The following is a 14,876-nucleotide window of genomic DNA, read 5'->3' as shown; positions in this document are numbered from 1 at the left end:
CGCTTATTTCAGGCGACTTGTTTGAGGGCGCTTTCTTCCGGGATGAACTCCTCATGGAGCGCCTTGATAACGGGTTTCAGATCACCGCGTTCGAGCACGAACTGCACATCGACATTGCGCGGACCTTGGGTCGCGCCGAGGCTTTCCATGCCGTCCTTGGCGATCGCCTGCAGACCCCGGGTCAGAACCGAGAGGCCCTTCAGGTCACGCCCGATGACCGAAGCCATCGAGAGCATCCGCGCCGAGATTTCCGCCGACGGGTAGATATCGCAGAGGTCTTTCTCGACCTTCTGGAGCACTTCGATCGGCGCGTCGACATAGTGCGTGATCGTGTTGGCGTTCGACGCTTTCGACACGATGCGCACGCCATGACGCGTCAGCACTTCGAGGATCTTGGCGTCGTATCCCTTCACGCCGACCATGTCCTGTTCGAACACTTCCAGCGCGATGATATCGAGCCCGGTCACCATCTCGACCGCCGCTTCCTTGGCGGGCTTGTCGTCGATCAGCGTGCCCGGATCGCCCGGATCGAACGCGTTGGTGACGCGCAGCGGAACGTCCGCCTGGCGCAGGGTCTTGGCGGCTTTCGGGTGGATCGCCTCCATGCCCATGTTCGACATCTGGTCCGCCACGTCATAGTTCGTGTGACCCAGCTTGCGCACCTTGCCTTCGCCCACCAGCTTCGGGTCGGCGGAGGACAGGTGGAATTCCTTGTGAATGATCGCCTCGCGCGCGCCGGTGAGGGCTGCGAGTTTCGAGAAGGTCACCTCGGAATAGCCACGGTCGAATTCCCGCATCAGGCCTTCGGCGCATTGCGCATAGCCCGTCACGATCGGCATTTCGGACGCCGGGTCGACATCCTTCATCGCCCCCATGATACGGCCTTCGAGGTCGTGATCGGTTTCATCGCGCCAACCGGAGAGGTCAACGAGACGTGCGTTCACGCCGTTGCGCTGCAGCAGAAGCGTAGTGACGAAAGCGGAATGCGCCTCGCCCAGACCCGACAGCAGCTCGCGGATCTGCAGCATGTGCTGCGAGAGGCGGAAGTGCCCGTAAGAGCACAGGCGCTGCAGGTCGATCAGGCAGTTGCGCGCGCCTTCGATACGCTCGCGCACGAATTCGGTGGCCTGCGAGATGTCGCCCGGGTGCTCGAGCACGCTCTCATGCGCTTCGACCATCGCAGACGAGACGCGGCTCAGCGCCTCGTGCCAGCCATGTTCGCTATCGGCCTTCGCGAATTGCGCATAGACGCCCGCCTCGCCCGACTTCTTATGTTCGAGCAGCAGATTGGTGATGCCACCAAACGCCGAGACGACGAAAATGCGGTTGTAAAGATCGGCGCCCTTGCGGTCTCCGATGAACAGCGTGTCGAGCAACTCGTCCACGCGGCTCATCGACGTGCCGCCAATCTTTTCGACTGTGTGATTCTGGTGGGTCAATTTGGCCCCCTTACGAATTTTCCAGTTCTTCGGCCGGCGCATACGAGCCGTCCTCACGGTGAACTTCGTTGCCGGTCACCGGCGGGTTGAAGCAGCAGGCCATGACGAGGTCTTCGTCACCCGCGACGAGGCGGTGATGGTCATGCAGGTTCAGCGCATACATGACACCCGGCTTGATTTCGTGGCGCGTGCCGTTGTCGAGCTCGGTGATGTGGCCGTTGCCCGAGATGCAGTACACGCTCTCGAAATGGTGCTTGTAGTGGAACGTGTGGTCCGAACCGGCCTTCAGCGTGGTGATGTGGAAGCTGAAGCCCATCTTGTCGTCAGCGAGCAGCATGCGCACGCTGCTCCAATCGGCGTCGGACACGTCGCGGTCGGTGTTTTTAAGCTTGTTGAAATCACGAACGATCATGTGATGTGTCTCCGTATCTGAATTTCTTGGTCGCTGGGGGAGGCAGCGGCGGATTATTCCGCCGCGATGTCCGTGCGCTCGCCCGTCACCTCGGTGGCGGCTTCGCGCAGGATTTCCAGACCCTTGCGGAATTGTTCCATCGGCGTGGTCAGCGGTGCGAGGACCTTCACGACCTGGTCGTCATTGCCCGAAGTCTCGATCACGAGACCTTTTTCGAAGCAGCGACCGCAGATCGCCGAAGCCAGTTCACCGGTGCCGACATCGACACCCTGCATCAGGCCACGGCCCTTGAGGAAGGCACCCGGCACGAGATCGGCCACGGCGGCCAGACCTTCACGCAGCACGTCCGATTTCACGGCCAGTTCCTTCTGGAACTTGTCGTCGGCCCAGAACTTCTCGATCGCCACGGTGGCGGTCACGAAGGCATGGGTGTTGCCGCGGAAGGTACCGTTATGCTCGGCCGGGCCAAACACGTCGTAGTCGGGACGCACCAGAACCAGCGCCATGGGCATGCCGAAGCCCGAGATCGACTTCGCCTGGGTCACGACGTCCGGCATCACGTCCATCTCCTCGAAGGAGAAGAAGGTGCCGGTGCGGCCGCAGCCTGCCTGAATGTCGTCGATGATGAACAGCGCACCGTGCTTGCGGGCGACTTGCTCGACACCTTTAACGAATTCCGGGCTGGCAGCGTTGAGGCCGCCCTCGCCCTGAACCGTCTCCAACATGATCGCCGCCGGAGCGTCGATACCGCCCGAGGCGTCCGAGAGCATCTGGTCGAGCAGCGCGACCGAATCGACACCATCGGCATAGGCGTCGTACGGCATGCGAGTCACGCCATGCGTGTCCATGCCAGCGCCACCGCGGTGGTAGCCGTTACCGGTCGCCGCCAGCGCACCCATGGTCACGCCATGGAAGCCGTTGGTGAAGGCGATGATGTTGGTGCGGCCGGTCGCCTTGCGCGCGATTTTCATCGCGGCTTCGACGGCATTCGCACCGGTCGGGCCGATGAACATCAGCTTGTGGTCCATGCCGCGCGGCGCGAGGATGTGCTCCTCGAACGCGCTCAGGAACTTGGCCTTGCTGTCGGTGTGCAGGTCGAGCGCGTGGCCCATCTTGTTTTCGGTCAGGTGCTCGATCAACGCCTGCTTCATGTCCGGGTCGTTATGCCCGTAGTTCAGCGACGAGCAACCGGCGAGGAAGTCGATATAGGTGTTGCCCTCGGCGTCGGTCAGTTCCGAGCCTTGCGCGCTGGTGAAAACGGTATCGAAGCCACGGCAGTAGGAGCGGGCCTCAGATTCGCGTTGGGTAAAGATCGTTTTATCCGTCGAATGAACGGTCATGGGGGACTCCATAGAATTGGGGGAATGAGGAGGGTGCGCGGCCTGAGATCAGGCGGCGGCACGCGCCTCCTCGGGGAAGGTGATGGTGACCATATGCTCGGTCGAGGCATGGCCGTCGAAATGGTCTTCTTCGTGGAAGTGCGCCTCATCGGTCAGCTCGCCGCCCATCGAACGTGCGAAGGAGCGGAAGAGCGCCCAGCTCGCTTCGTTGCTTTCGGTGATGGTCGTCTTCAACTTGGTGCAGTCTTCGGCGACGTCGCGCTGGATGAGGTGGCGCAGCATGCGCTTACCAAGGCCAAGACCGCGTGCGTCGGGGGAAACAGCCACCTGCCACACGAAGAACGTGTCCGGCTCGGACGGGGCGATGTAGCCCGAAATCCAGCCGACGACTTCGCCTTCGCGCTCCACGAGGACACAGGTGTCCCCGAAGTGATCGCACTGCAGAAGGTTGCAATACATCGAATTTTCATCAAGCGGCTTGCAGCGGCGGATCAGCTTCCAGATTTCGCTGCCGTCTTCGGACTCCGGCTTACGGAAGACCAGTTTAGAACCCTTCTTGATCGACTCGACTTGCGGCACGGCTCTTTCCTCTCGTTTGCTTCGGTAGCCTAAGTAGTTCATGTGGTCGAAAATTTCAACCACCTAACTAATGGAACCAGGAAAAGTTCCGATTATAGCCTTATATTCTTGCTTATAAGCCCTAAATACCATTAGCATGACAAAGCAAATGAGTAAAAACGAACACGATAAGCTTAGTAAAGCCAAGCAATTGCAGAGCACGGAACTCTCTGCGATACTGGGTCGTCTTGATAAAAAAGGGGCCCGCCGCCTGATGGAGCGTGTCGATACGAGCCTGATCGCTTTGCGTAGAATCCTGCGCGCGACCGAAATGTTCGGCCGCGACCTGGCCAAAGCTGCCGGGCTGACGCCTGCGCAGTTCCGGGTCCTTCAGGTGATTTCCGAAAAAGGCTGGTCCACACCGAAGGCGATCGCGCAGCGCATGGGCGTGAGTCAGGCAACGATGACGGCGCTGATCGACAAGCTCGAGCGCAAGGGCATGGTGACCCGTCAGCGCTCCGAGCGCGACCGCCGTCAGACCGATATCGTGATTACCGAACTTGGCGCGAGCGCGATCGACGAGGCCCCCGACGCGCTGCAACAGATCTTCGTGCGCCGCTTCGAGGCGCTGGAGGACTGGGAGCAGGCGCAGATCATCGCCTCGCTCGAGCGCGTGGCCTCGATGCTCGACGCGCACGATATCGACGCGGCGCCGGTTCTGGACTGGGGCGATATCTCGGGCAAGCCGAACTGATCAGCCTTTGACCCAAGCCCCATCGGGGCCCCGCGTGAATTCGTCGGCCCCGATTGGCTCGAAGCTCATGTCGCGCGCGCCGTACAGCGTGATCGACAGAGCGTCGCGCCCCCCTTCAATCAAATTGAACGTATTGGGCTCGCCGCGCAGACGCGAGGACAGGCCCGTCCCCGCCTGCACGAACAGGATGCCCGGCACCGCCGAAAAAGGCGCCACCGATCCGCTGTGCAGATGCCCCGAGAGCACGAGATCCGCGCCGCAGTCCGACATCCCCTCCAGCGCATCCCCGGCCCCGTCCATGAGCGCCTTGTCGACCTCGGGCCCATGTTCGAGCGGATGGTGCATCACCGCGATTCGCAGCCTCTCGCCCGCCTCGCCGAACTCCCGACACAGCCGGGAGATCGTCCGCTCGGGCACCTTGCCGCGCTGCCAGGCGAAACGATTCACGGTGTTCACGCCGACCGCCTTGAGGTGATCGGTCTCGAAAACCGGCTCCAGATTATGATTGATCGCGGATTTGTAGCGCCCGAAGGGCTTGAGCATCCGCAGGAAGAGATTGTCGAGCGGTGTGTCATGGTTCCCGGGCACCGAAAGGGTCTCGCTTTCGATCTGCTCCACGAACAGCCGCGCCTGCGCGAACTGACCGCGCCGGGCGCGCTGCGTGAAGTCTCCGGAGATCACCGTCAGGTCCGGCGCGAGGCGGTTCACCGCTGTCAGCAGTGGCGCCTCGAGCTCGGGCAAACTGCGCCCGAAATGCAGATCGGAAAGGTGAACGATACGGGTCATGCGTTAGCGTCTTGGGTCTCGGCGTCCGTGTCCTTGGCTGGCAGTACGATCCAGAGCGGCTCGTCGGACATCTTGAAGCGGAACGGGCTTTGTTCGCGGCATTTCTCGCCGTCATATGCCAACAGGCCGCGCCCGCGTGCGGTTTCGATCTCGAAGGATTTCGCGCGGATCAATTCGTAATCCTCGCCCTGTTTGGTTTTACGCCGCACCAGCCGCGACGACAGGCGGAAGAGGTCGCGGCGGCTCTGCGCCTTCGCGACCAGCACGGCGAAAGCGTCGTCGCTGATGACCGTCGCCCCGTCGAGTCCGAAGAAATCGAGCTGATAGGCCGAGCGCGCGATGAAGACGAGCGCGGTGCGACGGTTCCTGGTCTCCCCGTCCGCCGTAATTTTCAGCCGCATCGGGCGCTGGAAGCGCAGGAAGGTCTTGACGACCGACCAATGCGCAACGATCCGGCGACGGCCCCAGCGGGCGTAAATATCTTCGCGCGCCTTGAGGATCGACGGGTAGATCCCAAGCGACGCGTTGTTCAGGAACACCTGCCCGTTCACCTCGCCGACCCGGATCGGATGTGCATTGCCTTCGCGGATCGCGCGCGCCGCCTCCTCCGGATCCTCGGAGAGGCGCAGGCCGCGCGCGAAGAAGTTGAACGTGCCGAGCGGCAGCACCGCCATCGGCACCTCCTGCCCCACCAGCGCGCCCGCGACGGCCATCGCAGTGCCGTCGCCGCCGGCTGCGACGATCATCTCCGCACCGTCGTCGAGCGCCTTGCGAACAGTCGCCACGATATCGCTTTCCGGGGACCAGCGGTAAAGGGACGCACCGTCACCAAGCGCATCCATCGCGCGGCGGATCGCCTCTTCATCTTTTGCGTTGCCGCCCGAAGAGGGGTTCGCAATCAACGCGACCGCTTGTCGGCGCAATGCGACGCTCGGCTCCGGCGGGGTGCTGGAGCTCGATTTTCCCACGCTATGATCGCCCTGTGAATATGATCGCGGCGCGGTGCCCGCACCCGAGCCTCCGGAGGCCTCGGTCCCTGTGTCAGTCCCCGACGTAACGGAAGCCTTTTGCTCGGTCGTCATGCGTTCACCTCTTCGTCGCGGCTTTAACGCTGCACAGCGGCGGAAAGGTCCCTGAAAAGGTTGCGCCACCCGACTTGGTTATTTACGACATAGAAGTGTCGGAATTTGGCAAGTCTGCCTGCGGATCTCCCGCGAGCGTGACAATGTGACGATTCCAACCCGGGAAAAACCGGGACTTAACGCGACCGATATCACGGCGGCAGCCCGCGCGGATCGCTTCAATCAAAGCTGCCACAACAGGAGAACTGTATGAACAAGAAAGCGCTTGCTGCGTTACTGACGGCACTGCCGCTGGCGACCTTCTCGGCGCCCGCCTTCGCCGCCGATGGCGAATGTGGCTCCGTTACCGAGGCCGAAATGAACTGGGCTTCGGCCGGGGTCGCTGCTTGGGTCGACAAGATCATTCTCGAAAACGGCTACGGCTGTGACGTGACGCTGGTGACCGGCGACACGATGCCCACCTTCACCTCGATGAACGAAAAGGGCGAGCCCGACATCGCACCCGAGCTTTGGGTGAACGCGGTGAAGGTCGCGCTCGACAAGGCCGTCAGCGAAGATCGCCTCGTGATCGCTGCAGAAATCCTCAAGGATGGCGGCGAAGAAGGCTGGTGGATCCCGAAATACGTCGCTGACGAGCACCCCGACATCAAGACGGTCGACGATGCTCTCAAGCACCCCGATCTGTTCCCCGATCCGGAAGAACCCTCGATCGGTGGCGTCTACAACTGCCCGTCGGGATGGAACTGCCAGATCTCGACCGCGAACCGCTTCAAGGCCCACAAGGCCGAGGAGAAGGGCTTCAAGCTGGTCGACACCGGGTCGGCTGCGGGTCTCGACGGCTCGATCGCCAATGCCTACGAGTCCAAGAAGGGCTGGCTGGGTTACTACTGGGCCCCGACCGCGATCCTCGGCAAATACCCGATGGTCAAGCTCGACGCGGGCGTCGAGGGCGACAAGGAAGCCTGGGACAAGTGCAACTCGCAGGCCGATTGCGTCGATCCCAAGCCCAACGCCTACCCGACCTCGGACGTGTACACGGTCGTGACCAAGGAATTCGCCGAGAACAACGCGGTGGCGATGGACTACCTTGGCAAGCGTGAATGGTCGAACAAGACCGTGGGCGAATTCCTCGCATGGCAGGCCGACAACCAAGGCACCAACGAGGACACCGCTTACTACTTCCTCGAGAACTATCCGGACGTCTGGAAAGCATGGCTTTCCGACGACGTGATCAAGAAGGTCGAGGACGCGCTCTGAGCGGGCGATCCGAGATTTTGGCGCGCGTGAGGGGAGCCTCGCGCGCGTTTTCTTTTAACCGGCGCAAATAATCGACCGGAGGACATAACAAGATGGCATCTTCATGCTGGGGCTTGCCGGAACTGATGTGTGAGTTCCCTTCCCTTCCCAACTCCACCCTGCGTCATATGCGCATGGGCATCGACGACGGGTTTCGCGGCATCGTCCGCGCCTATTCCGATCAAATCGACGCGGCCACCCGGCCGCTTCAATGGTTTCTCAACACTCTCGAACACGCCTTCGTGGACACGCCGTGGTTCATCATCTTCGCGCTGATCCTCGTCGTGGTGTGGTTCGCCTCGCGCAATCCGAAGATCGTGCTCGGCTCGTCCCTGGGGCTTGCTTTCATCGGCATCTTCGGACTGTGGGAAGACACGATGACCACCCTCGCGATGGTCACCGTGGCGACGCTGATCGCGATCATCCTCGGCCTGCCGATCGGCATCCTGATGGCGCGCTCGGACCGGATGCAGAAAATCCTGACGCCGGTGCTCGATGTCATGCAGACCATGCCATCCTTCGTCTACCTGATCCCGGTCGTCGTGATCTTCGGTATCGGTAAGGTGCCCGGCGTGATCGCCGTGGTGATCTACGCGATCCCGCCGATGATCCGCCTGACCAATCTGGGCATCCGCCTCGTGGACAAGGAAGTCATCGAAGCCGCGGACGCCTTCGGCGCCAATCCCCGTCAGAAGCTTTGGGGCGTGCAGCTTCCGCTGTCGCTGCCGACGATCATGGCGGGCGTCAACCAGACCATCATGATGGCGCTGGCGATGGTCGTCGTGGCCTCGATGGTCGGCGTTGGTGGCCTCGGTAAAAACGTGCTGCAGGCGATTAACAACCAGTTCTTCACCATCGGCTTCCTGAACGGCTTCGCACTCGTTGCGATCGCGATCATCTTCGACCGCGCAAGCCAGGCGTTCGGCAAGCGGCTGCAGAAACATTCGGAGGCTGGCCATGACTGATGCCACGACCAACACCGATACCGGCAACCGCTCGGGCATCGAGATCCGCAATCTCTACAAGATCTTCGGGGCACGCCCCAAGGATTACGTGGAGAAGGTGCAGGCCGGGATGGGCAAGGAAGAGCTCAACGACAAGCACAAGCACGTTCTGGGCCTGCAAGACATCAACCTTACCCTGCCGCCGGGCAAGATCTCGGTGATCATGGGTCTGTCGGGCTCGGGCAAATCGACGCTCATCCGCCACATCAACGGGCTGATCATGCCCACGGCCGGGGAGATCCTCTATAACGGCCGCGACGTGGTGAAGATGAACGAAGAGGAGCTGCGGGAATTCCGTCGCCATGAGACGGCGATGGTGTTCCAGAAGTTCGCGCTTCTGCCGCACCGGACCGTGCTGGAAAACACCTGCTACGGGCTGGATATCCAAGGCATCGACCGCAAGGAATCCGAGCCGATCGCGAAGAAATGGATCGCGCGAGTCGGTCTCGCGGGCTACGAGGATAACTATCCGAACCAGCTCTCGGGCGGGATGCAGCAGCGGGTGGGCCTCGCTCGCGCGCTGGCCAACGACGCGGACATCCTGTTGATGGACGAAGCGTTCTCGGCACTCGATCCGCTGATCCGGATGGATATGCAGAAGGTGCTTCTGGACCTGCAGGCCGAGCTGAAGAAGACCATCGTCTTCATCACCCACGACCTCGACGAGGCGCTGCGCCTTGGCGACAAGATCGCGATCCTGCGTGACGGGGCGCTCAATCAGGTCGGCACGGGGCAGGAAATCGTGCTGCGCCCGGCGAATGAATACATCGCCGAGTTCGTGCGCGAGGTGAACCGTGGCCGGGTCATCCGCGCCGAAACCATCGCCTTGCCGCTGCCCGAGGGCGAGTTGCCGAAGATGAAGGTGAAAGCCAGCTCGGTGCTCGAAAAGATCGCGCGCCGGATGGCCGATGCCGAGGTGCGCATGGCGACGGTTGTCGACGCGGCCAACAAGCCGATCGGCATGGTCGACATGACGACGATCCTGACCGCCATGGTGACGCCCGCGAGCGTCGAAGAAGGCGATGACGAGGTCGAGGAAGACAGCGCCGCCTGAAGACTACGGGGTCGCCGCGTCAGCGTGGCGGCCCTGCCCGGCTCGTGCCGTCAGAGCCAGCTGGGTCCACGACGCGACAATCGCGTCATATTGGCGCTGGTGTGATTTCCGATCTGCGTGATCGACGCCGAAATCGCGCGATCTGCCGTCTGCCCCCGTAGAAGCGCGAATGCGGCAGCCTCCGCCGCAGCTACGACCGCCACGGGCTTTTCCTGCACCATCTGGAGCGATTCGAGCGGGGAGACATCCCAGAGCCCCATCATTCCCGCGACGCGCATCGAAATCACCGCTTGGGCCTCAAAGCCGATCCGCGCGGCCTCGAAGCCGATGCGCATAAAAGACAGGGGATCCATATAAACTCCTAAAACCAGACATCGCTGCAAAGCGACGTCAGGTCGTCAGGATCGCAGGTACAGGTTGAGATAATGCACTCTTCTTCACCGTCGAGCACAGAAAAATCAGATTTTCGCGAGGTGAGCATTCGTGAAGCCCTGTAATTGCTCTGACGCACAGACTTTCCGCCTTGCCTTCACGGCACTGTGACCCATCCTTTTAACGTCACTCGCGTATTGACATGACAAGGACGTGAACCAAATGGTTCAGAAATCGCGCGCAGCTCGGCCGGCGGGGTCGTATTTGCGTGCAAACAGGGATTTTGACGGGACAGCCAAATGATCAAACGCCTCCTCATCGCCCTCGTCGCGCTCATCCTCGTGGTGGGTGGCGTCGTCGGCTACAATCTTTTCCGCTCGAAGATGATCGCGCAGTTCTTCGCAAACATGACACAGCCCCCCGTGGCGGTTTCGGTCAGCGAAGTGAAGCCGATCACCTGGCAGCCGGGCCTCGAGGCGATCGGCACCGCCGCCGCCGTGCGCGGCACCGAACTGGCCGTCGAAATGGGCGGCACGGTGCAGGAGATCCATTTCAAGGCGAATGACAAGGTCGAGAAGGGCCAGGTCCTCATGCAGATCGACGACAGCTCCGAGCGCGCCGATCTGGCCTCGGCCAAGGCCGCGCAGGATCTGGCGGAGACCAATCTCAAGCGCGCGCGCCAGCTTGCCGACCGGGGCGTGTCCGCCACGTCCAATCTCGATCAGGCTGAAGCCAGCGCGCAGGAAGCGCGCGCAAGCGTCGCGAAGCTGCAGGCCGTGCTCGAGAAGAAGCGCCTGACCGCGCCCTTCGCGGGCATCATCGGTATTCCGCAGGTGGAGGTCGGCCAGTATGTCGGCACCGGCACCACCTATGCGACGCTGCAGGATCGCGACCACATGCGCGTCGATTTCACCCTGTCCGAACAGCAGGCGCGGCACGCCGAAGCGGGTCAGACCGTCAAGGTGAAGACCGAGGACGGCTCGGTCGATCTGGAAGGCAAGATCACCGGCATCGAGCCCAAGATCGACCCGAATTCGCGGCTCGTGACCCTGCGCGCCGAGGTGCCCAATGGCGAAGGAAAGCTGACGCCCGGCCAGTTCGTCCATGTCACGGTCGTGCTGCCCTCCGAGGACAACGTGATCGCGCTGCCGCAAACGGTGGTGAGCTCCAACCTCTACGGCGACTCGGTCTTCGTGGTGCGCAAGCAAACGCCCGAAGGCGCGGACCAGCCGCAACTGGTGGCCAAGCAGGTCTTCATCACGCTCGGACGCCGCTCGGGCACGCTCGTCGAAGTGACGAAGGGGCTGAAGGCGGGCGACATGGTCGTCAACGCGGGCCAGAACAAGCTGAACTCCGGCGCGACGGTGAGCATCGACAACGCGATTTCGCCCGATCCCGACGCGCCTTCCACCGAAGAGGTGATGAAAGCCTTCGGCATGGAGGGCAACGCGCAGGCAAGCTCCGACGCGACGTCGGGCGCTTCCGCGGATAGCGCTTCGGACGCCGCCTCTGACGAGGCATCGGACACGACGTCGGACACGACATCAGACGGCGCGAAGGCGCAGTAAGGCCAAGCCCATGAACATCTCCGAGATCTTCATCCGCCGCCCCGTCCTGTCGATGGTGCTGGGCGCGTTCATGCTCCTGCTGGGCGCACAGGCGTATTTCAACCTGCCCGTCCGCCAATATCCGGAAGTCGAGGAAACGGTGGTCACGATCACCACCGCCTATCCCGGCGCCTCGCCCGAACTGATTCAGGGCTTCATCACCTCGCCGCTGGCCGCCGCCGTGGCGACTACTGAGAACGTCGATTACGTCACCACCCAGTCGCGGCCCTCGGCCTCGGTCATTTCGGTCCACATGAAGCTCGGGTCGAACTCCGACGCGGCGATGACCGAGGTGCTCTCGAAGGTGCAGCAGGTCAAAGGCCAGCTGCCCTCGGCGGCGAAGGATCCGGTGATCCAGAAGGGCACCGGCCAGACCTTCGCGCTGATGTATCTCGCGGCGCTCAACCCCAACATGACACCCGAGCAGCTGACCGAATATCTGCGCCGGGTGATCCGTCCGCGCATGTCCACGATTCCGGGCGTGGCCCAGACCCAGATCATCGGCGCTTCCGATTACGCGATGCGGGTCTGGATCGATCCGGACAAGCTCGCCGCGCGCGGCGTCACGGCATCGGAAGTCGTGGGTGCGATTCAGGCGTCGAACTTCCTCTCGGCCCCGGGCAAGACGAAGAACGAGTACGTCGCCCAGTCGATCACGCTGCAATCCACGCTGCAAACGCCCGAAGCCTTCGGCAAGCTGCCGATCTCGGGCAAGGGCGATGACGTGGTGCGGCTGCGCGATGTCGCGAAGATCGAACTCGCCAAGGCCTCCGAGAACGAGATCGTCACTTTCGAGGGCAAGGAGGGCACGTTCCTCGGCGTCTACCCGACGCCCGCCGCCAACCCGCTCGATACGGCGGCGGCAGTGCGCAAGGCGCTGCCCGACATCAACGCCTCGCTCCCCGAAGGGATGAAAATCCAGCTGGTCTACGACTCGACCGAGACGATCTCGGCTTCGATCCACGAGGTGTTCAAGACCATCGGCGAAGCGGTCGCAATCGTGACCGTGGTGATCCTGCTGTTCCTCGGGTCGCTGCGCTCCGTCGCGATGCCCATCGTGACCATTCCGCTCTCGCTGATCGGGGTGCTCGCGGTGCTCTTGGCGCTGGGATACTCGATCAACCTTCTTACGCTGCTGGCAATGGTGCTGGCGATCGGCCTCGTGGTCGATGACGCGATCGTGGTGGTGGAGAATATCCACCGACATATCGAAGAGGGAATGAAACCGATCCCCGCCGCCGTGCAGGGCATGAAGGAGATCACCGGGCCGGTCATCGCGATGACGATCACGCTGGCCGCGGTGCTCGCGCCTCTGGGCTTCACCGGCGGGCTGACGGGGCAGTTGTTCCGGGAATTCGCCTTCGCGCTGGCGGGATCGGTGATCCTGTCGGGGGTGATCGCATTGACGATCACGCCGATGATGTCGGGCCGCCTGCTGAGACATGGCGAGTCGAAGGGCTTCCAGGCCTTCGTCGACCGCAATTTCGACCGGCTCTCGGGCTGGTACGGGCGGCGCGTCGATGGCTCGCTCGATCTGCGGGGGATCACCCTGCTGATTGTCGCCTCGCTCGTGGGCGTGACCGGGTTCATGCTGATGAACACCAATTCCGAGCTTGCCCCGGATGAGGATAACGGTGCGCTCTTCGCGATCCTGAACGGGCCGCGCTACGCGACCAGCGAGTACACCCAGAAATATATCGACCAGGTCGGGCGCGACACGGCCGATATTCCCGAAGTGCGCACCGATTTCTCGATCGCAGGCTTCGGCGGGGACAGCTCTCAGGGCATCTATATCTGGGCACTGAAAGACTGGGCGGACCGCAACCGTAGCCAGAAGGAAATCCAGCAGGAAATTCAGGGCGATCTCGGCAAATCGACCGGGTTGAAAGGCTTTGCCTTCGCCCCGCCGTCGCTGCCGGGCACCGGGGGCGGCCTGCCGATCTCGGTGGTGATCCAGTCGATCCACTCCGCGAAACGCGTCGCCGAGGTGGCCGAGGAGATCAAGAACAAGGCGCAGGCCTCGGGCAAGTTTATCGTCGTACAGAACTCGCTCAACTTCGACAGCCCGCAGGTCAATGTCACGATCGACCGCGACCGGGCGGCGGCGTTGAACGTGCCGGTCTCGGATATCGGCTCGACCTTGGGCTTGCTGGTGGGCGAGGCGTCGGTGGCGCAGTTCGACCGCGACTCCAACAGCTACGACATCATCCCGCAGGTGCCGCAGGAGTTCCGCGCGAATCCCGAAGAGCTGGGCCGTTACTTCGTGCGCTCGTCCTCGGGGGCGATGATCCCGCTGTCGTCGCTCGTGAAGATCGACACCGGAGTGAACGCGTCTTCGATCGAACAGTTCGACCAGCTGAACGCGGCCACGATCACGGCACTGCCGCTGCCCGGTGGGTCCACCGGCGAGGGCGTGCAGACCATCGTCGACATCGCCAAGCAGGTGATGCCCGAAGGTTTCTATGTGAACTATTCGGGCCAGTCGCGGATCGAGACGCAGCAGGGCAACACCATCCTGATCGCCTTCGCGGCGGCCGTGCTGGTGATCTACCTCGTGCTCGCCGCCCAGTTCGAGAGCTTCCGCGACCCCTTCATCATCATGATGACGGTGCCGCTGACGATCTTCGGGGCCGTGCTGCCGCTGAACCTCGGGTTGGGCACGCTCAACATCTATTCCGAGGTGGGGCTGATCACGCTGGTCGGCCTGATCACGAAACACGGGATTCTGATGGTCGAATTCGCCAATCAGCAGCGCGAGCAGTCGGGCCTCACCCGCCGGCAGGCGATCGTAAAGGCCGCGCAGACCCGTCTGCGTCCGATCCTGATGACCACCGCCGCAATGGCGCTGGCCGTGGTGCCGCTGATCCTCGCGCAAGGCGCGGGCGCAGAGGCGCGCAAGGCGATGGGCCTCGTGATCTTCTCGGGGATCCTGATCGGGACGATGTTCACGCTGTTCGTGGTGCCGATGTTCTACACCTTCATCGCGCCCTCGGATAAATCCTTCAAGGAAGCGGAAGCGAAGCGTCTGGCCGCAGGCTGACGCATGAAAACAAGGCTGGGGGCTTCGCGCCCCCAGACCCCCGCGGGATATTTGGGCCAAGGCGAAGTGTCAGAGCTTCGCCTTGGCCCAAAATCATTCCGGGGGTGAGATTTCGTGGATAGGAGCGGCAGC

At 62.4% G+C, this 14,876-nt stretch carries 13 protein-coding genes; 6 read left to right on the top strand and 7 right to left on the bottom strand.

From position 1 onward, the window contains the following. Window positions 1-8: 8 nt before the first annotated feature. The 4 genes from BMI88_RS01140 to ectA are packed head-to-tail and all read right to left on the bottom strand — an operon-like array spanning window position 9 to window position 3,770. On the bottom strand, window positions 9-1,439 hold the full coding sequence (locus BMI88_RS01140) for an aspartate kinase (RefSeq protein ID WP_281480128.1): 1,431 nt from the start codon (window positions 1,437-1,439) through the stop codon (window positions 9-11). 10 nt (window positions 1,440-1,449) lie between these two features. Next, on the bottom strand, window positions 1,450-1,851 hold the full coding sequence (locus tag BMI88_RS01135) for an ectoine synthase (RefSeq protein WP_075775937.1): 402 nt from the start codon (window positions 1,849-1,851) through the stop codon (window positions 1,450-1,452). A gap of 53 nt (window positions 1,852-1,904) precedes the next feature. Beyond that, window positions 1,905-3,191 carry a diaminobutyrate--2-oxoglutarate transaminase gene (gene ectB, locus BMI88_RS01130; RefSeq protein ID WP_093476885.1) on the bottom strand — a complete coding sequence of 429 codons (1,287 nt, stop codon included), beginning with the start codon at window positions 3,189-3,191 and terminating at the stop codon, window positions 1,905-1,907. Between the two features lie 48 nt (window positions 3,192-3,239). Continuing rightward, a complete protein-coding gene (gene ectA / locus BMI88_RS01125; RefSeq protein WP_232621702.1) occupies window positions 3,240-3,770 on the bottom strand; it encodes a diaminobutyrate acetyltransferase in 531 nt (176 codons plus the stop codon). 253 nt (window positions 3,771-4,023) lie between these two features. Here ectA and BMI88_RS01120 point away from each other — a divergent pair, with 253 nt between their 5' ends. Then, on the top strand, window positions 4,024-4,503 hold the full coding sequence (locus tag BMI88_RS01120; RefSeq protein WP_078522117.1) for a MarR family transcriptional regulator: 480 nt from the start codon (window positions 4,024-4,026) through the stop codon (window positions 4,501-4,503). On the opposite strand, the gene BMI88_RS01115 is transcribed toward BMI88_RS01120, so the two are convergent. Next, complete coding sequence (locus BMI88_RS01115) at window positions 4,504-5,289, bottom strand: metallophosphoesterase family protein (protein WP_078545291.1); 786 nt, start codon at window positions 5,287-5,289, stop codon at window positions 4,504-4,506. It abuts the gene before it with no gap. Next, window positions 5,286-6,257, bottom strand: coding sequence for a diacylglycerol kinase family protein (locus BMI88_RS01110; protein ID WP_246831792.1), 972 nt, complete (start codon window positions 6,255-6,257; stop codon window positions 5,286-5,288). Before BMI88_RS01110 ends, BMI88_RS01115 begins: the two co-directional genes overlap by 4 nt. Before the next feature lie 363 nt (window positions 6,258-6,620). On the opposite strand from BMI88_RS01110, the gene BMI88_RS01105 reads away from it, so the two are divergent. The 3 genes from BMI88_RS01105 to BMI88_RS01095 all read left to right on the top strand — a co-directional run bounded on the left by BMI88_RS01105 (window position 6,621) and on the right by BMI88_RS01095 (window position 9,725). After that, a complete protein-coding gene (locus BMI88_RS01105) occupies window positions 6,621-7,628 on the top strand; it encodes an ABC transporter substrate-binding protein (RefSeq protein ID WP_078521822.1) in 1,008 nt (335 codons plus the stop codon). Between the two features lie 92 nt (window positions 7,629-7,720). Beyond that, window positions 7,721-8,632 carry a proline/glycine betaine ABC transporter permease gene (locus tag BMI88_RS01100; protein WP_078545285.1) on the top strand — a complete coding sequence of 304 codons (912 nt, stop codon included), beginning with the start codon at window positions 7,721-7,723 and terminating at the stop codon, window positions 8,630-8,632. Then, a complete protein-coding gene (locus tag BMI88_RS01095; protein ID WP_078545283.1) occupies window positions 8,625-9,725 on the top strand; it encodes a glycine betaine/L-proline ABC transporter ATP-binding protein in 1,101 nt (366 codons plus the stop codon). Before BMI88_RS01100 ends, BMI88_RS01095 begins: the two co-directional genes overlap by 8 nt. A 50-nt stretch (window positions 9,726-9,775) precedes the next feature. Here the strand turns inward: BMI88_RS01095 and BMI88_RS01090 are convergent, their stop codons facing one another. Then, the gene (locus BMI88_RS01090) at window positions 9,776-10,078 is read right to left on the bottom strand and encodes a hypothetical protein (RefSeq protein WP_078545282.1); all 303 of its coding nucleotides are present in this window, start codon (window positions 10,076-10,078) and stop codon (window positions 9,776-9,778) included. 318 nt (window positions 10,079-10,396) lie between these two features. Here BMI88_RS01090 and BMI88_RS01085 point away from each other — a divergent pair, with 318 nt between their 5' ends. Then, on the top strand, window positions 10,397-11,665 hold the full coding sequence (locus BMI88_RS01085) for an efflux RND transporter periplasmic adaptor subunit (RefSeq protein WP_078545280.1): 1,269 nt from the start codon (window positions 10,397-10,399) through the stop codon (window positions 11,663-11,665). Window positions 11,666-11,675: 10 nt separating this feature from the next. After that, window positions 11,676-14,744 carry an efflux RND transporter permease subunit gene (locus BMI88_RS01080; protein WP_078545278.1) on the top strand — a complete coding sequence of 1,023 codons (3,069 nt, stop codon included), beginning with the start codon at window positions 11,676-11,678 and terminating at the stop codon, window positions 14,742-14,744. Window positions 14,745-14,876 lie beyond the last annotated feature (132 nt).

Source organism: Thioclava sp. F36-6, assembly GCF_002020305.1.
Lineage (GTDB): Bacteria > Pseudomonadota > Alphaproteobacteria > Rhodobacterales > Rhodobacteraceae > Thioclava > Thioclava sediminum.
Note: the sequence above shows the minus strand (reverse complement) of the source record. Positions and strands in the feature narration are given on the sequence as shown.